Source organism: Nitrosomonas sp., assembly GCF_020852615.1.
GTDB lineage: Bacteria > Pseudomonadota > Gammaproteobacteria > Burkholderiales > Nitrosomonadaceae > Nitrosomonas.
Genome location: NZ_JADZAJ010000023.1, coordinates 114,232 through 131,903 on the forward strand (window position 1 = coordinate 114,232; position 17,672 = coordinate 131,903).

20 protein-coding genes are annotated in these 17,672 nt (G+C 51.5%); 8 read left to right on the plus strand and 12 right to left on the minus strand.

The window, feature by feature from the left end; all coding sequences use genetic code 11:
* Positions 1-5: 5 nt before the first annotated feature.
* The 9 genes from IT527_RS05520 to fliL form a co-directional block, all read right to left on the minus strand.
* Positions 6-1,445, minus strand: coding sequence for a DUF4139 domain-containing protein (locus IT527_RS05520; protein WP_292967482.1), 1,440 nt, complete (start codon positions 1,443-1,445; stop codon positions 6-8).
* Positions 1,446-1,703: 258 nt separating this feature from the next.
* A complete protein-coding gene (locus IT527_RS05525) occupies positions 1,704-3,716 on the minus strand; it encodes a hypothetical protein (RefSeq protein WP_292967483.1) in 2,013 nt (670 codons plus the stop codon).
* 160 nt (positions 3,717-3,876) lie between these two features.
* Positions 3,877-4,677 carry a flagellar biosynthetic protein FliR gene (fliR, locus tag IT527_RS05530; protein WP_292967484.1) on the minus strand — a complete coding sequence of 267 codons (801 nt, stop codon included), beginning with the start codon at positions 4,675-4,677 and terminating at the stop codon, positions 3,877-3,879.
* A 66-nt stretch (positions 4,678-4,743) separates the two neighbouring features.
* Entirely contained in the window at positions 4,744-5,016 is a 273-nt protein-coding gene (gene fliQ / locus IT527_RS05535) for a flagellar biosynthesis protein FliQ (RefSeq protein ID WP_292967485.1), read from the minus strand.
* Between the two features lie 24 nt (positions 5,017-5,040).
* Positions 5,041-5,799: a flagellar type III secretion system pore protein FliP gene (gene fliP / locus IT527_RS05540; RefSeq protein ID WP_363278063.1), complete on the minus strand. Its 759-nt coding sequence runs from the start codon at positions 5,797-5,799 to the stop codon at positions 5,041-5,043.
* A 19-nt stretch (positions 5,800-5,818) separates the two neighbouring features.
* Positions 5,819-6,289 (minus strand): flagellar biosynthetic protein FliO, encoded by a 471-nt coding sequence (fliO, locus tag IT527_RS05545; RefSeq protein WP_292967489.1) that lies wholly within the window; start codon positions 6,287-6,289, stop codon positions 5,819-5,821.
* Positions 6,290-6,331: 42 nt separating this feature from the next.
* Entirely contained in the window at positions 6,332-6,802 is a 471-nt protein-coding gene (gene fliN / locus IT527_RS05550; RefSeq protein WP_292967490.1) for a flagellar motor switch protein FliN, read from the minus strand.
* Between the two features lie 14 nt (positions 6,803-6,816).
* Positions 6,817-7,809, minus strand: coding sequence for a flagellar motor switch protein FliM (gene fliM, locus IT527_RS05555; protein WP_292967491.1), 993 nt, complete (start codon positions 7,807-7,809; stop codon positions 6,817-6,819).
* Between the two features lie 11 nt (positions 7,810-7,820).
* A complete protein-coding gene (gene fliL / locus IT527_RS05560) occupies positions 7,821-8,333 on the minus strand; it encodes a flagellar basal body-associated protein FliL (RefSeq protein ID WP_292967493.1) in 513 nt (170 codons plus the stop codon).
* A 303-nt stretch (positions 8,334-8,636) separates the two neighbouring features.
* On the opposite strand from fliL, the gene IT527_RS05565 reads away from it, so the two are divergent.
* The 3 genes from IT527_RS05565 to IT527_RS05575 all read left to right on the plus strand — a co-directional run bounded on the left by IT527_RS05565 (position 8,637) and on the right by IT527_RS05575 (position 10,897).
* Positions 8,637-9,059, plus strand: a complete 423-nt coding sequence (locus IT527_RS05565; protein WP_292967495.1) for a pilin — start codon at positions 8,637-8,639, stop codon at positions 9,057-9,059.
* A gap of 176 nt (positions 9,060-9,235) precedes the next feature.
* Entirely contained in the window at positions 9,236-10,381 is a 1,146-nt protein-coding gene (locus tag IT527_RS05570; protein WP_292967497.1) for a transposase, read from the plus strand.
* 105 nt (positions 10,382-10,486) lie between these two features.
* Positions 10,487-10,897: a hypothetical protein gene (locus IT527_RS05575; RefSeq protein WP_292967499.1), complete on the plus strand. Its 411-nt coding sequence runs from the start codon at positions 10,487-10,489 to the stop codon at positions 10,895-10,897.
* Between the two features lie 46 nt (positions 10,898-10,943).
* Here IT527_RS05575 and IT527_RS05580 read toward each other — a convergent pair whose 3' ends face one another.
* Positions 10,944-11,414, minus strand: a complete 471-nt coding sequence (locus IT527_RS05580; protein WP_292967501.1) for an isoprenylcysteine carboxylmethyltransferase family protein — start codon at positions 11,412-11,414, stop codon at positions 10,944-10,946.
* Positions 11,415-11,867: 453 nt separating this feature from the next.
* Here IT527_RS05580 and IT527_RS05585 point away from each other — a divergent pair, with 453 nt between their 5' ends.
* Positions 11,868-12,143 (plus strand): hypothetical protein, encoded by a 276-nt coding sequence (locus tag IT527_RS05585; protein WP_292967503.1) that lies wholly within the window; start codon positions 11,868-11,870, stop codon positions 12,141-12,143.
* A gap of 121 nt (positions 12,144-12,264) precedes the next feature.
* On the opposite strand, the gene gshB is transcribed toward IT527_RS05585, so the two are convergent.
* Positions 12,265-13,281 carry a glutathione synthase gene (gene gshB / locus IT527_RS05590; protein ID WP_292967505.1) on the minus strand — a complete coding sequence of 339 codons (1,017 nt, stop codon included), beginning with the start codon at positions 13,279-13,281 and terminating at the stop codon, positions 12,265-12,267.
* Positions 13,278-14,582 carry a glutamate--cysteine ligase gene (gene gshA / locus IT527_RS05595; protein ID WP_292967506.1) on the minus strand — a complete coding sequence of 435 codons (1,305 nt, stop codon included), beginning with the start codon at positions 14,580-14,582 and terminating at the stop codon, positions 13,278-13,280. The genes gshB and gshA overlap by 4 nt, the downstream gene beginning before the upstream one ends.
* A 184-nt stretch (positions 14,583-14,766) precedes the next feature.
* On the opposite strand from gshA, the gene rplU reads away from it, so the two are divergent.
* The 4 genes from rplU to proB all read left to right on the plus strand — a co-directional run bounded on the left by rplU (position 14,767) and on the right by proB (position 17,639).
* The gene (gene rplU, locus IT527_RS05600; protein WP_292967507.1) at positions 14,767-15,078 is read left to right on the plus strand and encodes a 50S ribosomal protein L21; all 312 of its coding nucleotides are present in this window, start codon (positions 14,767-14,769) and stop codon (positions 15,076-15,078) included.
* 12 nt (positions 15,079-15,090) lie between these two features.
* A complete protein-coding gene (rpmA, locus tag IT527_RS05605) occupies positions 15,091-15,348 on the plus strand; it encodes a 50S ribosomal protein L27 (protein WP_292967509.1) in 258 nt (85 codons plus the stop codon).
* A 131-nt stretch (positions 15,349-15,479) separates the two neighbouring features.
* Positions 15,480-16,511, plus strand: coding sequence for an Obg family GTPase CgtA (gene cgtA / locus IT527_RS05610; RefSeq protein ID WP_292967511.1), 1,032 nt, complete (start codon positions 15,480-15,482; stop codon positions 16,509-16,511).
* 6 nt (positions 16,512-16,517) lie between these two features.
* Positions 16,518-17,639, plus strand: coding sequence for a glutamate 5-kinase (gene proB / locus IT527_RS05615; protein WP_292967513.1), 1,122 nt, complete (start codon positions 16,518-16,520; stop codon positions 17,637-17,639).
* Positions 17,640-17,672: the final 33 nt, after the last annotated feature.

Sequence of the window (17,672 nt, forward strand, 5' to 3'; positions counted from 1 at the left end):
CGTTTCTAGTGCCTGACGCGGACCCGGTAGCTCAATATCACTTTCTCATTTGCCGGTACCCGCATCATCCATTCAGCCAGGCTGGAAGCAGGTTTGGTATGAGGCATGGATTCTGAAATCATTATCCAGTCACCGGGAATAGGCTCCTGTACCCGGATACTGATATCTTCCTGACGGGTGTTGCGAATTTCAATCTGATGTGCGGTTTCGGTGAAGCGTTTAGAAGGTGTGTCCAGCTGCTGAAAATCCGTTTGGGTTCTGGTGGCAGTGATGTCAAAGGCTCTGCCCAGCTTTACACGGACCCGCTCGTCTTTTGCTGTGTGATCGATACGATCTTCCCCCAGAAACTGCATGTTATTTTGTGCATCGTTTTTATAGACACGGACAGTCCCTTTTGGCAACGGCACCCCCAGCCCCTGTCCCTTATTGTCAAACTGGAAGAGTACAACCGGATTCAGCCTGCTGTCCTGGTTGTTATATTTATTAAAGTAGTACGTCTCCATCCCGCGCAACAAAAACTCCTGCGCAACCGGAATAGCCGTTGCTGACATCAGTGTGATCTGTTTGGCCTGGTTTTCTGCCAGAGTGGTTGCGGCCGGCAATGTGTAAAGATGATATTCAGACAGCGGTTCTTCTCTGGTCTCCTGATACTCGGTTGCATCAGCCACCATGGCCATCATTTTTCTGGCCGGATGCGGCTCAACTGAAATCAGGCTGAGTTCTCCGGCCATCAGTTGCAAATGCGCTTCCGGGTAAGTAATGCCGCTATGGTTGGTCAGTGTGGCCAATCCAATAAGGCCAAGCCGGGTATCATCTGCATTGAGTGTGGCTACATAATCCGCCTGCCAGGAAAGTCCGCTGGTCAGATAGGATAATTCCAGCTTATGTTTACCCGGAGCCGCACCATCCAGCAGAAGCGAAAGTGTGGGGTGCTCGTACAGGTCGTCGGGTACATCCGGAAAGATAATTCGTTCCGGCATGCCCGTTTCAATCCGATCTCTGAATTTCAGTACGATTCCATCACTGGTGGAAAGCACCGTGGCAGCTTCCATCGTTTCTTCTCCGGTGACCGGGTTGGTATGAACCACGTTGACGCTGCGTCCGTGATATTTTTCCAGCAGCTTTTCCGGAGAAAGCAGATCAAAGTCGAAATTCTGTTCGACTACCCGGATTTCAGATGTTTTTTCAAGGGGGGTCAACAATGCGGTTTCCGGGCGTATCCGGGTTGAAACTTCGCCCCAGGCCAGCCTGTTCATGCCTTCTTCCAGGGAAACATGGCGCAGATCGCGAACCATTGCCAGATTGTCGTTGTAGATAGTGATACTGATCTGTTGCTGATCCTGGAGCGTGGTGGTCTTTTCCTTCAGGTGGTGCATGGTAAAGCCATCGGCACTGGCAACCGCCAGCACAGCCGGTAATACAGCTTTGCACAAAGTTTTCAGCATACTTATTGTCCCTCTGGTTTTTAGTATTGTTATTGGTTGGATTTTGAAAAAATCCTGGCGGGTACATTGCGTACCTTGCTGCCGTCTGGTGGATAAGTCCAGTAATTAATCCGGTATTAGTCCAGTAATTGGTCCGGTAGTCACAGTAATCAGGCCCGGGAAATAAGCTCAAATAATCTCCCCGAAATGATTTGAGCTTAAGAATCCTCTAAAGAGAACCGCACAGTATGCATCATACTGTGCGGTATGGGGAAGAAGTTACTCAATTGTTTGTATTGCGGTTTCTTCAGTTTCTTCTGTGGACTGGCCGGGGGAAATATCCTGCTCTGCCGGATTCTCTGAAGCATCAAGAGTTGGCTGGCCGGGTGTCCCGTCAGAGTTGACTGATGTTTCCGTATCAGCAGATTCAGCAGATTCATCGGATTGGGCTGATACGGCTTTGTGCGTGATGATTTCAGCCACCAGATCATCCTCACTCAGACAATGCTGAATGAGCCGGGTTGCCTGGGCAATTGCAGTTTCATCTGCCCGAATGCGCGCCGCAGCCGCTTCAGCCGCCATGGTTTCAACCGCTTCCCGGGCAATGGCACGCTCAACCGCCAGGGTATCCTGTTCGATACGATCCCGTATTGCCTTCGATGCCGAAGATGCAGTCTGGATCTTATGCAGTTCAGTGGCTGCCGCAATTTCAGCTGCCTTAAGCTGTTCTTCCATTTTCACCATGGCAATGACCCGGTCTTGTGCAATGCGGGTTGAGAGCTCAGTCAGTTTCTGCTCAATCACAATACGTGCCGCCGCCGCTGATTTGGCCTGCTGAATCGCTTCAGCCTGTTTTTTCTTGTTTTCGATCAGGCGCGCTTCGGTTTCGGCCAGTTCATTGGCTTCTGTCTCAACCTGTTTGTCCAGTGCGGCTCTTTCTTCAGCGAGCTCAGTCGCGCATGTTTCTGCCGCAATTTTATCTTCAGCCGTTTTTCTCGCAACTGCCTCTGCAGCAGCCCTGGCCCGGGCACGCCGGATTGCCGTTTCCTGGGCCTGTATACGTTCTTTGATCGCATCGGTTACTGCCTGATCAGTCTGTGCCTTTTCATTGAAAATGGCGGTTTCCTGTTCTTTTGCCTGTGTACGGGCTTCAGCTGCAGCACGTGCCTCGTTTTCCGCCACGGCATATATTCTTGTTTTTTCCAGTAACAGTTCATCTGCCCGGGAGCGTTCCTGTGCGGCCCGGGCTGCTTCCTTTTCCGCCAGCGCAACCTGTTCCGCAACAGCTCTGGCTTTCCGTTCCGCTTCGATCCGGGCACGTTCAGCCGCCGCCGCCTCCAGCTCGGCCGTGGCACGCGCTTCTGCTTCTGATTTTGCAGCCAGATCAAGCTCGCACCGGGATTGTGCCGCTTCAGCCGCTTTCTTTTCAGCATCAAGCCGGGCCTGTTCTGCTTCGCGTGCACTGACTTCAGCCTGCAATCTTTCCTGTGCTTTTGCTGCCAGACTGGCTTCCGCTTCAGTGCGCAAGCGGATTTCTTCAATGGCCTGACGCTCGGCTTCCATCCGGGCGTTGGCCAGCGCCATACTTTTTTCGTTTTCCTCAATTTTTGTACGCGCCAGGGCGGTGGCTTCCGCTTCAGCGGCAGAGGCGGCAAGCGCTATTTTGAGTGCTTCTTCACTGGTTTTTCTTCTGGCAATAGCCGCCTCAATGGCTCTTTGTTCCGCCAGCTCCCGTTCCTGGGATTTTTTCAGTGCCAGTGCCTCTTCCTGCAAGCGTCTGCGGGCTTTTTCAGTCGTGGAAGCCTCGGCTTGCACTTTGGCGCGCAATGCAGCCACGGTTTCTTTCTCTGCTCTGAGGCCGTCTTCCGCTGTCTGGCGCAGTCTGGCTTCCAGTTCCTGTCGGGTTTGTGCCTCATGGGCAGCCATGGCTTCTGCTCTGGTGCGTGCCCGGGCTTCTTCCGTAGCGGCAGTTTCAGCCTTGATACGCGCTTCAGCCGCCAGTCTGGCACTGGCTTCCACTCGGGCACGTGCTTCTGCCGTAACGCGCGCTCTTGCCTCGGTTTCGATCCGGTTCTTGGCTTCCCGGATAGCCATATTCTCAGCTGTCAGCCGGGAAGCAGGATTGTCATAGACAGAAGCACCGTAATCTTCCTGCTCCAGAGTATCACTGGCGGACGATAGCGCATCATCAGCAGTTTTCCCGGTATGGAGTGCGACGACATTGGATTCATCTGTGTTTTCTGTCTGAGGGGTGATGTTCAGAATTGACCGGAGATGAGATTTGAATAGCATGATGGTTACCGTTTTCTCAAGAAAGGTGTGCGAATGACGCTTACATTACCAATTGCCGGGAAAAGGCAATCAGTCGAACAGGGGGTAAAAAATCCGGTTAATCCGGAGAATATTGCGGGCGTACCTGTTACACAGGGCTGAATTGTGAACAGGATTGGGATCATGGTATTCCGGTCCAGTGGACTGCTCCCCCCGCGAGGGATTGCATGAAGGAGAAACTTTCCCGGAAGATCTGGCTGAATAAAGGCGTGCAGTAAGGCAGTACCCATGACATGACCAGCAGGCCGATTCCCAGCGTCAGTGGAAATCCGACTGCAAAAATGTTCAGCTGCGGCGCGGCGCGTGTCAGGATACCCAGCGCCAGGTTGGTAATCAGCAACGCCGTCAGGACGGGCAGGGCCAAATGTAACCCCAGCGTGAAAATCATGACTCCCCGGTCGACGAGTGCCGTAAATGAAGCGGTATTTATCCCGTCTGTCCCGACAGGCAGTGTCGTGAAGCTCTCTGCCAGTATGGTAATGACCTGCAGATGTCCGTCGATCGCCAGAAAAAAAAGGGTGGCCAGCAGTCCGTAGAAGCGGCCGATTACCTGGACCTGTCCGGATTGCTGGGGATCGAAGAACATGGCAAACCCGAGCCCCATCTGCAATCCTGTGATTTCCCCCGCCATTTCAATTGCCGTGAAGATAATGCGCATGGAAAATCCCATGGCCAGTCCAATAATGACCTGTTGCATCAGTACAATCAGACCAATACCGGAACCCGGATCAATCTGTGGCAACGGGGGCAGCAGGGGGGCGATCAGAATGGCGAGCAACAGGGCCAGCCCCAGTTTGACCGGCGTCGGGATCGAGCTGCTGCCCAGCAGGGGGGTGCTGGCGAGAATGGCAAGAATTCTCACCAGTGGCCAGATCAGTACAGCCAGCCAGCCATTCAGCTGTTCGGTGGTAATGCTGATCATGGGTGAACCGGTTGCCCGTGCGTGGCCAGCGGTTCCCTGACCGGAATCACCCTGACGGATCCGGGTTTAGCCGCTGATGATCCAGGGAATGCTGGCATAGAGCCTTTCAATGTAATCCATCATGACCTGCAATATCCAGGGGCCGGCCAGCACCAGCGTGGTAAATATGGCCAGCAGTTTCGGGATGAACGACAGCGTCATTTCATTGATCTGTGTTGCCGCCTGAAAGATGCTGATCAGCAAACCCGTCACCAGTGCCACCAGTAATAAGGGTGCTGCAATCATCAGCGTGATTTCCATTGCCTGCCGGCCGATGGTCATTGCCTGTTCCGGGCTCATGGTTTGTTCTCCCTGTTTTTCCGGCTAGACATAAAAACTCTGAGTAAGCGAGCCAATCAGCAAATGCCAGCCGTCCACCAGCACAAACAGCATCAGCTTGAACGGCAGCGAGATAATCATGGGGGACAGCATCATCATCCCCATTGCCATTAACGTGCTGGCAACCACCATATCAATGATCAGAAACGGGATAAACACGACAAATCCGATCTGGAATGCGGTTTTCAGCTCACTGGTGATATAGGCCGGCACCAGTATTTTCATCGGTACCTGTTCCGGGCTTTCGATTTCCTCGCTTCCGGCAATCCGTGCGAACAGAGCAATATCAGCCTCACGTGTCTGACGCAGCATAAAAGATTTGAGCGGATCGCTTGCCTTTTCCATCGCTTCAACAACGCTGATTTTGTCTTCTGAAAACGGCAGGTACGCATCCGTATAAATCCGGTCGAGTACCGGCGACATAATAAAAAAGGATAAAAACAGCGCCAGGCCGAGCAACACCTGGCTGGGAGGGGAAGACTGTGTCCCCAGCGCCTGTCGCAGCAGGGACAGAACAATGATGATGCGGGTAAAGCTGGACATCATCAGCATGACTGCCGGTAAAAATGTCAGCGAAGTCAGCAGCAGCAGCGTTTGCAGGCTGAGAGAATAAGTGGTGCTGCCTCCTGCGGCAGTTGTGCCGGTAATGGCGGGAAAACCGGTTTTTTGTGCCAGCACCGGGGTGGCAAAGCAGATTCCTATTCCCAGCAATAGGGAGCCATAGCCAATACCGCGTTTATTCATGCGGGGCGAATCCGGTAATTCAGTGTTCATGGTTCTGCTCCAGAGAGGCTTGCAGCTTTTCTGCAAAATGATTGGCAGCCGGTGATTCCGTTACTTCGCCTGCCGCCGGTGATTTTTTGTGCATCTGGTGCAGCAGATTCACCTGTCCCGGCGCAACGCCCAACACCAGCCAGGTATCGTCGATCTCGGCAATGACCACTTTCTCCCGCTGTCCGACACTGGCCGCAGAAATAATTTTCAGTAATCCGGTCCGGCTGGCGGGATGAAAACCGATCTTTTTGAATAGCCAGGCGATCAGCGCAATCAGTGCCAGCACCACCAGCAGGCTTGCTGAAAGCTGCAGCATGCTTTCGGTGGAAACAACCGGCGGTGGCTGGATATAGGACTGGGCATGGGACTGATTTTTTACCGGTTCGGCAAGCAGTGGCTGTGGCAGGCACAGCAGCAGCCACCACCAGGCAGCGCCTGCCCGGATACGGAGGGATTGCATGTATCGGGTGATCCGTGCCGCAGGTATCATCGCTGTTATCAACTAGCGATTGAGTTTGCGTATGCGTTCACTGGGCGTGATGATGTCAGTCAGGCGAATGCCAAATTTATCGTTGACAACGACCACTTCCCCCTGAGCGATCAAACAGCCGTTGACCAGTACATCCATCGGCTCACCTGCCATACCGTCCAGTTCCACTACAGAACCCTGCGCCAGCTGCAGCAGGTTCTTGATTGCAATGCGGGTGCGACCGAGCTCGACAGTCAGTTGCACCGGAATATCCAGAATCATGTCAATATCGTTACGGGTGTCGTTCAGCACATCGTTTCTGGAAAACTGCTCAAAAATGGGAGATGGCTTTGCCAGGCTGTCACCCGTCAGTTGTGCAGATGAATGGGAAGAGGATACATCCTCATCTGCCGCAGGCTGTGCCTCAGCCGCCTGCTGTTCTGCCATGGCGGCAGCCCAGTCGTCCTGTTCGGTTTGTGGTTCAATCAGTGTGGATTCATTCATCTTCTGCTCCGGTATCAGTCAGTTTCGTTTGGAGATCGTATGGTTTTAACTTTAAGTGCGTAGTGATCATTGAGAATGCCGTAATGGCAATCCATGACCGGTACATTGTTTGCCATGGCAACAACGGTATCCGGGATATCGAGTGCAATGACATCGCCTTCCTGCATATTGAGTATCTGGTGCAGCGTCACCCTGGCCTGGCCCAGATTGGCAATAATTTCTATTTCTGCTCCCTGTACCTGCCTGGTTAGTGATCTGATCCAGTTCTTATCCACTTCCACCTGGTCTTCCTGCATGCTGTTATTCAGCAGGTCGCGTATCGGCTCCAGCATGGTGTAGGGGATACAGGTGTAAAAATCACCGCGATTACCCCCCAGATTGAGTTCAAAGCAGCTTGCAACAACCATGTCGTTGGGTGCCACGATATTGGCGAATTGCGGGTTCATTTCCGCGCGAAGATACTCAAACCTGACCGGATAAACTGAGTGCCAGGCTTTTTCATAATGCTCGAACAGCACATCGAGCAAACGCCGGATAATGCCCTGTTCGGTCATGGTGAATTCCCGTCCTTCCACCCGGGTGTGGAAACGGCCATCCCCGCCGAACAGGTTATCCACGATCAGGAAAATCAGGTTGGGATCAATGGTGAACAGTGCCGTGCCACGCAGTGGTTTTATGCCGACCAGATTGATGTTTGCCGGAACCACCAGCGAGCGGGTAAATTCGCTGTATTTGATGGTTTTGATTGAACCGGCGGAAATATCAACCCCCCGGCGCAGGAAGTTATACAGCCCGATCTGCAGCGAATTGGCGAAGCGCGCATTAATGATTTCCAGAGCAGGCATGCGGCCGCGCACAATCCGTTCCTGCGTCGCCAGGTTGTAGGGGCGCACTCCGCCCGGACCGGTGACCTCATCTTCTTTCTGGGCCGTTTGCTGATGCGGGTTGCCGCTATCAAAATTCAGCAGCGCATCAACTTCATCCTGGGTAAGAAAATTCTCGGCCATGGTGTCTGGGTTTACTGGATGATGAAAGAGGTGAACAGCACATCCAGAACATCATCTTTCAGGTCTTCAGCATCCACCCTGGATTTAATTGCCTGAATGATCTCCTGGCTGAGTTTCTGTTTGCCATCCAGTGTATTGATTTCAGACGGTTTTTTACTGGTCAGTAATAGCAGAATCTGGTTGCGGACTTCCGGTTTTTTCTCGTCAATCATCTTGATGATGTCGGATTCATTGACTTTGAGGGAGAGTTCCACCTGCAGGTAATGGGGTTGTTTACTGTCCGCCTGTTCCGGTTGCAGGTTAACGGTAAAACTCTCCAGCTTGATGAAAGCAGTGGGTATATTCTTCTTTTTATCAGTGGCTTCTGTTTTATCATCTGTCTGCAGATGCTTCATGTAATACCAGGTGCCGCCCACCCCTGCGCCGATGGCCAGTATTCCGGTCAGGGCCAGTAAAATGACCTTTTTTTTGCTGCCTGTCGCGGCGGGTGCAGCGGGTGTGGCCGGTGCTGTTGCTTCGCTCATGATTTCTCCTGCATGGGTGTAAATACGAGCGAATTATGGTGAATGCCTCGTGGTTTTGATGATGTGAATAATCACCTAAACGCTGGCTATTTCCCTGTTCTGGCAGGGGAGAAGCATGTTATGCCGCGGAGAGAAACCTGCATGGAGATGAGGTGCCGGAAAGAAAATGGCGGGTGAGGAAAACAGAAATCAGGAAATTTCTAAAGTCAGGTGAAAGGCCGTCGTTATACTCCCCAGCAGTATCCAAGAAAAGCAATACCATGAGAATTTGTTTTATTTGTTAATCCGATGGAGAACTTAACCATGCAACATGTACAAAAAGGTTTTACTTTGATTGAATTGATGATCGTGGTGGCGATCATCGGAATTCTGGCGGCCGTGGCGATTCCGGCGTATTCAGATTACCAGGCTAAATCGAAGGTAACGGCTGGCCTAGCAGAAATTTCAGCTGGGAAAACTGCATTTGAAGACCGAGTCAACAATGGCGATACGGTTGGCGCTGACCCTACAATTATTGGCCTTAAAACACCAACTAGCAATTGTACTATTGTTACCTCAGCAAACTCTATTGAATGTACGCTTACGAATGCTCCGTCTCAAGTTGCCGGTAAAAAAATTACTTTGACACGGACTGATGGGACTTGGACATGCGCCTCCGATGCGGACAGTAAATACACTCCGAAGAGCTGCCCTGGTGTTAGTGCTAGTAGTACAACTACTCCTTAATAATATTAAATATGTGTATATAAAAAAGGGGCTTTGGCCCCTTTTTTATCGCACAAACAAAGCAAACAATACAAAATGGGGCAGACAAAAAACAAAAACAAATAAAAGCAAAGAAAAAACAAAAGGACACCCATGTTGTTTGACAGTTTGTGCTTTGCCGGCTAAACTCTTCTTCCATGACTAAACCTCGTTCCTCTCTCATTTCTCTTTCTGATACACCGTGGTATCACGTTGTCTGTCGTTGTGTGCGACGGGCATTTTTGTGTGGTGAGGATGCGCATACCGGGCAGAATTTTGATCATCGCCGTGGCTGGATTGTGGAGCGGGTAAAGCAGCTTGCCGGGGTATTTGCCATTGATGTGGCGGCGTATGCGGTGATGAGCAATCATTATCATCTGGTGTTGCGGGTGGATGCTGTGCGGGCGCAGCGCTGGAGCCGGGATGAGGTGTTGCGGCGCTGGACGCAGCTGTTTTCCGGTCCGTTGCTGGTGCAGCGTTTGCTGGCTGGGGAAAGTGGTGACCTGGATCAGGGGGAGCTGGCGGCAATTGATGAATGGACGGAGGTCTGGCGTGCGAGATTGTGTGATTTGTCGTGGTTCATGCGGGTGTTGAATGAATCAGTGGCTCGTCAGGCAAATGTGGAAGATAAAGTGACCGGCCGTTTCTGGGAGGGGCGCTTCAGGAGTCAGGCGCTGCTGGATGAGCAGGCGGTGCTGACGGCAATGGCTTATGTTGATCTGAACCCGATTCGTGCGGCGATGGCGGAGACGCCGGAGGATTCGGAATATACTTCGGTGGCCGAGCGTTTGGCGCAATTGCAGTCGTCGTTCCCGATCGGAAAAAAGCATCGGTTACGAAAGTATGCCGGGGGGGCGCGTGTGGAACGGAAGGATCCTTCTTTGTTTTCGTCGGCCGAATTGAATAATATTTCTGCTGATACAGGTGAGGAAACGCGGTCGGAAAGCCATCTGGCGCAGTTGGCGCAACTGCCGTTGCAGCCTTTGCTTCCGTTTGATGCGGCTGGTGAGCTGTGTGCCGCCATTCCATTTGCTTTTGAGGATTATCTCGATCTGGTTGAAGCTGCCGGTCGTTGTCTGCATCCGGATAAACGCGGCAAAATTGGTGAGCAGATACCGGCGCTGTTGCAGCGTTTGAAGATTGACCCGGAACGGTTCATCGACTGTGCGGCAGATCTGATGAAACATTTTGGCAGTGCGGTTGGTGCTCCGGTGCATCTTACCGAGCTGTGCGCTGCCCGGCAGGTGAAATATCTGCGTGGCATGCGTGCTGCCCGAGGGGTTTTTGCGCGGAAGGCGGCATGATTGTCGTGTTGTGAAGGTTTTAATGCCAATGGGAACGGTTGATGGTTTTCGGGAGTGGTTTTCAGGAAACCTTAACCGTTCTTTTATTGTCTGCTGTGTTATGCTTTGGCAGAAAAATTAAAGGAAAACAATGCAATGGCGCTGGCACAGGAAGATATCGCTGTTATTCAGGATCTGATTGCGAAAGCACTATCCGAAAGACCGGAGTTGGGAGTGGCGAACGTACGCTACGAACTTGAACTGAGGGAGCGGATTGTTCGTGTGGAAGAAGAGCTGAAACATCAGCGAGCTTTGATGCTGGAAGGCTTCAAGCAGATGGAGAAGCGCTTTGAGCAGATAGAAAAACGTTTTGAGCAGGTGGATAAACGCTTCGAGCAGATAGAGAAGCGTTTCGAACAGGTGGATAAACGCTTTGAATTGCTGACTGCCCGTATTGACCGTTTCATGATCTGGTCGTTTGCCACCACACTGACGGTAGGCGGTCTGGTTGTCGCTGCTATCCGGTTTTTACCTTGAGACAGGTGGTGGCAGGCGATGGTTGGTGATACAGCTGGAAAATTTTTTACAGCCAGCGCCGCACCCTGTTTTTGTAGTTTCGGTAAATATCCCCAAATCTGGCTTCCAGGTGTGCTTCTTCATGACGAATGACGCCATAACGCAGCATTACCCAGATCAGTGGTGCAAAGCACAGCGGCCACCAGGTTGACAGCAGCATCGATGAGCCAATGAATATCAGCCAGTCTCCGAGATATATCGGGTTGCGACTGTAGCGGAATGGCCCGGTGGTACATAAACTGGAAGCCGCTTTGTAGGGATTGACAGTGGTGTTATGTTGCCGGAGGGTGAGGGCTGTCCATGTCAGAAGTGCCAGTCCGGTTACGATACCCAGCCAGCCGAGCGGCCGGGTAACTTCACCCCAGTTCCAGGTGAGCGGTTGAGTATTGCGGTCCATCCACCATCCAATCGCGATGGCTGCTGCATAAGGTGCGGGTGGAAGAATCAATGTACGCGGGCGGTGAGTGTTGTGATTCATGATAATTAAGCCTGTAGTCAGTATTGGCACCTGCAGTTTGTGAGTGTCAGGGTGGTGGCGAGAGCATACCGTACAGAGGTAAAAGTGCAAACCGGATAGCTGTGATTTTATGTCACCATGATTTTTATGCTGAATTACGGGCTGATAACGTTCAGATCAGATAACCGGTTTGCGTATTTGCATTTGCGCTGTAGCCTGCTGTGGTCATTAGACAGAGGAAAAAACGGAAATTCACTCGTTTTTAGATGCAAAGGCAATGGATTACTTGATAGAATGTAGCCGGTTTGTATTAACCGGGGTCGGCGGGGGGTAAGGTGCCGGCCAGTAATCTGTGCCGATGGTTTGAGCTGGTTTTCAAGACTGAAAGGAGCTGATCGGGGGTAGGGTTACAGGGAGGCCTGAAAGGCTATCAGATAAGGGATTTTGTTTTAGGAAACTTGAAGAGGAGTGCAAATGAACAAGGTAATCGTCGCAGCTTTCGTTTCTGCTTTTGTACTGGGTTCCACAGCAACATTTGCCAGCGGAAACCTGGAATCTTCTTTGGCACCGATTAGTGCTGAAGATATGCTTAATTACATCGCCTGCAAAGATAAGAAAGCAACCGATGTTGTAAAAAGCCATTCGAGAACAGAAAATGGAAAGGTTGTCAGAGTGAAATGCGGTGATGCTGTTGCTGTCGCCCAGAAAGCAAGAGAAAAATCGGGAGATGCCTGGAAGGGTGGTTATTAATTAATCCGCTTTTCTTCAAAAAAGGCCTGCTTAGCAGGCCTTTTTTTTCGATATAAATCGGATAAGCGGGTGTAATAAGCAGCGGGTATAAACTGAAGTATGAGCTGCGGGGTGCTTGTGATCAGGAATCGGGATGGGGTAAATCTGGCGGTTGCGCAGTGGAAAGGTGCATTCTTCCTGTCGAACGGTGTATTTGTGCCTGTTCCAGCGCATCAATCATTAATCCGGCAACATTGATGCCGGTTTGGTCAGAGATTTCCCGCATGCCGGTTGGGCTGGTGACGTTTATTTCTGTCAGGTGGTTTCCAATAACGTCCAGCCCTACCAGCATTAAACCGCGTGCGTAGAGTATTGATCCGAGTGTTTCAGCAATTTTTCTGTCGTGAACTGATAGCGGCTGTGCTTTGCCGGTGCCTCCGGCTGCCAGGTTGCCGCGTGTTTCTCCAGGTTTGGGGATGCGTGCAAGTGCATAATCAACAGGTTTCCCGGCAATCAGTAATATACGTTTGTCACCTTCCCTGATTTCCGGCAAAAATCGCTGCACCATGATGGTGCGCGTACCATAGCGTGTCAGCGTTTCGATGATGACGCCGATGTTGTGGTCGGTGTTTTGCACGCGGAAAATACCTGCTCCGCCCATGCCGTCCAGCGGCTTCAGAATGATATCTTCATGTTCCGTCAGAAATCCGAGAATCAGCTGTTCCTGACTGGTAACCAGTGAAGGAGGGATAAACTGGGGAAATTCGGTAATTGCCAGTTTTTCATTGTGATCACGGATACCCCTCGGGCTATTTATAATATAAGCACCCTGGTGTTCAGCCAGTTCGAGGAGGTAAGTGCTGTAGATGTATTCAGTGTCAAAAGGAGGGTCCTTGCGCATGAGTACAGCATCAAATCCGGATAGCGGGATTTCTTCGGTACCACCTTCCTCATACCAGTGATAAGGGTTGTCTGGCCGGTCAACCAGTGTTAATGGTCGTGCAAAGCCAACCACCTGGTGATTTTTCCATGCCAGATCGCCTTGCTGCAGGGTGTACAGCTGATGGCGCCGTGACGCGGCCTCATACATCATGGCGTAGCTTGAATCCTTGCTGATCTTGATGCTGTCAAGCGGATCCAGAATAAAAGCCAGTTTCATCCGTGTTCTGCCTGCGCGGGCGAGGGGGCTTGCTGATACCGCTTGAGTTCAATCGCTGAGGCGAGCAATGCCAGTCTGGCGATGACGCCGTAGGTGTAAAAGCGGTTCGGTGCAGCATCCGGCCGGGCAGCAGGGTCGGTCTGCATACAGGTGGTATCAAAGGCCAGCGGGACGAAGTGCATGCCCGGGGCATTCAGGTTTTCATCGACTCCCCGACCGGTATGAACCCGATAGAATCCTCCCACCACATGGCGGTCGATCATGTAAATCACAGGTTCAGCGACAGCCTGGTGAATGCTTTCGAATGTGTGTACCCCTTCCTGTACCAGCACATTCGTGACAACAAGACCTTCCTTGACGGTTGCCATTTTGTTGCGCTGCTTGCGGTTAAGTTTGTAGAGTTCTGCGCCGTCCCTGATGCTCATGATACCCATGCCATAGGTGCCCGAATCAGCCTTGCAGATAACAAATGGTTTTTCGCTGATACCATACTGGGCATATTTTTCGCTGATCTGATGCAGTATTTCATCTACACCGGCAGCGACACAATCCAATCCTTCCTTTTCATGGAAATTGACTCTTCCGCAAGAAGTGAAATAAGGGTTGATAAGCCAGGGATCAATGCCGATAAGATCAGCAAAATCCTGTGCCACACTATCGTACGCACTGAAATGCCAGGATTTTCGGCGTGTGGCCCAGCCTGCATGGAGTGGCGGTATGATGACCTGTTCCAGATTCTGTAAAATTTCAGGTATGCCACTGGACAGGTCATTGTTCAGAATAATGGCGCAGGGATCAAAATCTCCGGTAAAAAGCCTGTTCCCTTTGCGTTGTACCGGTTCAAGCAACAGAGTTTCGCCATTCGGAAGCAGGACAGTCAGGGGTTGTTCGAGATCAGGCAGGAGCGAGCCGATACGGATGTTCATCCCGGCCTGCTGCATGATGGACTGCAGTGTGGCAATGTTCTGCAGATAAAAAATGTTGCGTGTATGGTTTTCCGGGATCAGGAGAACATTGTGTGCACTTGGGCAGATTTTTTCGACAGCAATCATCATTGCCTGGATGCATAGCGGGATGAAGGCCGGGTTCAGGTTATTGAAGCCGCCGGGAAACAGGTTGGTATCAACTGGTGCCAGTTTGAAGCCGCTGTTGCGTAAATCTACTGAGCAATAAAATGGTACCGTGTGGTTCTGCCACTGTTTGCGAAACCAGTGCTCGATCGTCGGCTTGGCTGCCAGGATACGTTTTTCCAGATCCAGAGTGGGTGCATTCAGCGTATGAGTAATGTGGGGTACCGGCATGAGATATCTGTAGCTTGAAAATAAACTGCCGGATTATAGCATTGCCCCGGATCGGCGGATTTTGTCTGCAGAACGGCAGATAATGCGGATTTGGCTTAACACAAAATGCTGTGGTGTGATTGAATTTGTTATACAAAACCTGCGGATATCATTATAATGCGCGGTTCTAGGACGGGAGATGGATATGTACGCAGTAATCAAAACAGGTGGTAAACAGTACCGGGTTGAAGTCGGTAACAAATTGAAGGTGGAAACGCTGCCTGCAGAAGCAGGGAGCAATATTCAGCTGGATCAGGTGTTAATGGTTGCGGATGGTGAGACTGTTTCTGCAGGTGCACCATTTCTCAACCAGGCGAAAGTCAGCGCAACCGTGATCGGCCACGGACGACATGACAAAATACGCATATTCAAAATGCGCCGCCGTAAACATTATCGGAAACAGCAGGGACACCGGCAAAATTACACCGAAATTCAAATTACCGGTATTTCTGCATAAGGAGACAGATTCATGGCACATAAAAAAGCGGGCGGCAGCTCCAGAAACGGGCGTGATTCCCATTCCAAACGTTTGGGTGTGAAGCGCTATGGCGGTGAAGTAATTAGAGCCGGCGGGATTATCGTACGTCAGCGTGGTACACAGTTCCACCCTGGCGATAATGTCGGGATCGGGCGTGATCACACCCTGTTTGCAAAGGTGGATGGCCAGATTGTTTTTACCATTAAAGGTCAGCTGAACCGGAGGACAGTTGCAGTTATTCCTTCCTGATCATCCGATCGGCCGGATTGTGCAGCTGGAGAAAAGCCCCATTCAAGAGATGGGGCTTTTTACTTTGATTATGGTTTTTTACCTGAATAAATTTCTTTGTCTGTAATCGGAATCATTGCTTCAGGGCATATATGAAATTCATTGATGAGGTAAAAATACAAATCTTTGCCGGGGATGGCGGTAATGGTGTCGCCAGTTTTCGCCGTGAGAAATTTATTCCCAGAGGCGGACCGAACGGGGGGGATGGCGGTCATGGCGGCAGTATTTATGCGCTGGCCGACCATAACCTCAATACCCTGATTGATTATCGCTTTACGCCGGTTTTTCGGGCTAAACGGGGAGAAAACGGGCGCGGTTCTGACTGCTATGGCAAAGGGGCGGAAGATATCGTGTTGCGCATGCCGGTCGGCACGATCATTACCAACAATGTGACGGGTGAACTTATGGCTGATCTTGAACACGATCAGCAGAAAGTGCTCCTGGCTAAAGGAGGGCGTGGCGGGCTGGGCAATCTTCATTTCAAATCCAGCACCAACCGTGCCCCCCGGCAATTTACCCATGGTGAGCCGGGAGAGCAGTTCGAACTCAGGCTGGAGCTCAGAGTACTGGCGGATGTCGGGTTGCTGGGACTGCCCAATGCGGGTAAATCTACTTTGATTCGCGCTGTTTCCGCGGCGCGCCCGAAAGTGGCTGATTATCCTTTTACTACGCTTTACCCCAATCTGGGAGTGGTTCGGGTGGATGCCGGGCGCAGTTTCGTAATGGCAGATATTCCCGGACTGATCGAGGGGGCGGCAGAGGGTGCTGGCCTGGGTCACCGGTTTCTCAAACACCTCAGCCGTACCCGCTTGCTGTTGCATGTGATTGATGTCGCCCCTTTTGACGAAAATATTGATATTGTCCGTTCAGCTGAAGCGCTGGTGGATGAGCTGCGTAAATTTGATGAAACGCTTTATCACAAACCCCGCTGGCTGGTGTTTAATAAAGTGGATATGTTGCCTGAAGATGAACAGCAGGTTGTTTGTTCACGGCTGCTGCAGGCACTGAACTGGCAGGATCGCTGGTTTGCCGTATCGGCGCTGACGGGTAACGGGTGCCAGGCACTGATTTATGCCATTATGGAATATCTGCAGCAATTACAGCCTGTCAGTGAAGAAATCTGATTTTTTATGACACAATCAATTCTGCAATCTGCCCGCCGGATTGTGGTCAAGGTTGGCAGCAGCCTGGTGACCAACGAGGGTAATGGTCTTGACCGTCATGCACTGGGAGATTGGGCCAGGCAGATTTTCCGGCTTGGGCAGATGGGTAAGGAAATTGTGCTGGTTTCATCTGGTGCTGTCGCTGAAGGTATGCAGCGGCTGGGCTGGAAAACGCGCCCTGCTGCGCTTTATGAACTGCAGGCAGCGGCAGCAGTGGGACAGATGGATCTTGCCCGGGCTTATGCTGATTGTTTCAGTGAGTATGAGCTGCAGACAGCACAGATTCTGCTGACTCATGACGATTTATCGAGCCGGAAACGTTACCTGAATGCCCGCTCAACCATTCTCACCTTATTGAATCTGCATATTGTTCCGGTCATTAATGAAAATGATACGGTGGTTTCTGATGAAATCCGGTTTGGTGATAACGACAATCTGGCAGCGCTGGTTGCCAATTTGATTGAAGCTGAAGTGCTGGTGATTCTGACCGATCAGGAAGGGCTTTTTACCGGTGATCCGCGCAAGAATGCCGATGCTGTGCTGATCCCGGAGGTCAGCGTCAGTGACCCGGATATCATATCCGTGGCGGGTGGGGCGGGGAGCGGTATCGGACGTGGCGGTATGCAAAGCAAGGTGATGGCAGCCAGGCGTGCCGCCCGCAGTGGAGCGCATACAGTGATTGCTTCAGGCAGAGCGAAGGATGTGCTGGTTCGTTTGGCAGGAGGGGAGGCTATCGGAACCACTTTACTGGCGGATATGCCGGTAAAGGTGGCGCGCAAGTTGTGGCTGGCCGATCATCTTCAGGTGAGAGGCAGCGTGGTGCTGGATGATGGAGCCAGTAAAGCGCTGCTGACTGAGGGTAAAAGTCTGCTGCCAATTGGCGTGGTGGAAGTAAAGGGAGAATTTGAGCGAGGCGAAGCCATATCCTGTTTTGATACCAGGGGCCATGAGATTGCTCGCGGACTGATTAACTACAGCGCCCGCGAATCACGAAAGATCATGCGTTTGCCTACCAGCCGGATCGAAGCTGCTCTGGGCTATGTGGACGAATATGAGCTGATTCACAGAGATAATCTGGTTATCCTGTGATGCTATATATGTCAGGTTTATCTGAAAAAATTT

Excerpts from the sequence above, each read along its gene's own strand:
- IT527_RS05520 (WP_292967482.1), bottom strand. The coding sequence starts at position 1,445 with ATGCTGAAAACTTTGTGCAAAGCTGTATTACCGGCTGTGCTGGCGGTT.
- IT527_RS05525 (WP_292967483.1), bottom strand. The coding sequence starts at position 3,716 with ATGCTATTCAAATCTCATCTCCGGTCAATTCTGAACATCACCCCTCAG.
- fliR (WP_292967484.1), bottom strand. The coding sequence starts at position 4,677 with ATGATCAGCATTACCACCGAACAGCTGAATGGCTGGCTGGCTGTACTG.
- fliQ (WP_292967485.1), bottom strand. The coding sequence starts at position 5,016 with ATGAGCCCGGAACAGGCAATGACCATCGGCCGGCAGGCAATGGAAATC.
- fliP (WP_363278063.1), bottom strand. The coding sequence starts at position 5,799 with ATGAATAAACGCGGTATTGGCTATGGCTCCCTATTGCTGGGAATAGGA.
- fliO (WP_292967489.1), bottom strand. The coding sequence starts at position 6,289 with ATGCAATCCCTCCGTATCCGGGCAGGCGCTGCCTGGTGGTGGCTGCTG.
- fliN (WP_292967490.1), bottom strand. The coding sequence starts at position 6,802 with ATGAATGAATCCACACTGATTGAACCACAAACCGAACAGGACGACTGG.
- fliM (WP_292967491.1), bottom strand. The coding sequence starts at position 7,809 with ATGGCCGAGAATTTTCTTACCCAGGATGAAGTTGATGCGCTGCTGAAT.
- fliL (WP_292967493.1), bottom strand. The coding sequence starts at position 8,333 with ATGAGCGAAGCAACAGCACCGGCCACACCCGCTGCACCCGCCGCGACA.
- IT527_RS05565 (WP_292967495.1), top strand. The coding sequence starts at position 8,637 with ATGCAACATGTACAAAAAGGTTTTACTTTGATTGAATTGATGATCGTG.
- IT527_RS05570 (WP_292967497.1), top strand. The coding sequence starts at position 9,236 with ATGACTAAACCTCGTTCCTCTCTCATTTCTCTTTCTGATACACCGTGG.
- IT527_RS05580 (WP_292967501.1), bottom strand. The coding sequence starts at position 11,414 with ATGAATCACAACACTCACCGCCCGCGTACATTGATTCTTCCACCCGCA.
- IT527_RS05585 (WP_292967503.1), top strand. The coding sequence starts at position 11,868 with ATGAACAAGGTAATCGTCGCAGCTTTCGTTTCTGCTTTTGTACTGGGT.
- gshB (WP_292967505.1), bottom strand. The coding sequence starts at position 13,281 with ATGAAACTGGCTTTTATTCTGGATCCGCTTGACAGCATCAAGATCAGC.
- gshA (WP_292967506.1), bottom strand. The coding sequence starts at position 14,582 with ATGCCGGTACCCCACATTACTCATACGCTGAATGCACCCACTCTGGAT.
- rplU (WP_292967507.1), top strand. The coding sequence starts at position 14,767 with ATGTACGCAGTAATCAAAACAGGTGGTAAACAGTACCGGGTTGAAGTC.
- rpmA (WP_292967509.1), top strand. The coding sequence starts at position 15,091 with ATGGCACATAAAAAAGCGGGCGGCAGCTCCAGAAACGGGCGTGATTCC.
- cgtA (WP_292967511.1), top strand. The coding sequence starts at position 15,480 with ATGAAATTCATTGATGAGGTAAAAATACAAATCTTTGCCGGGGATGGC.
- proB (WP_292967513.1), top strand. The coding sequence starts at position 16,518 with ATGACACAATCAATTCTGCAATCTGCCCGCCGGATTGTGGTCAAGGTT.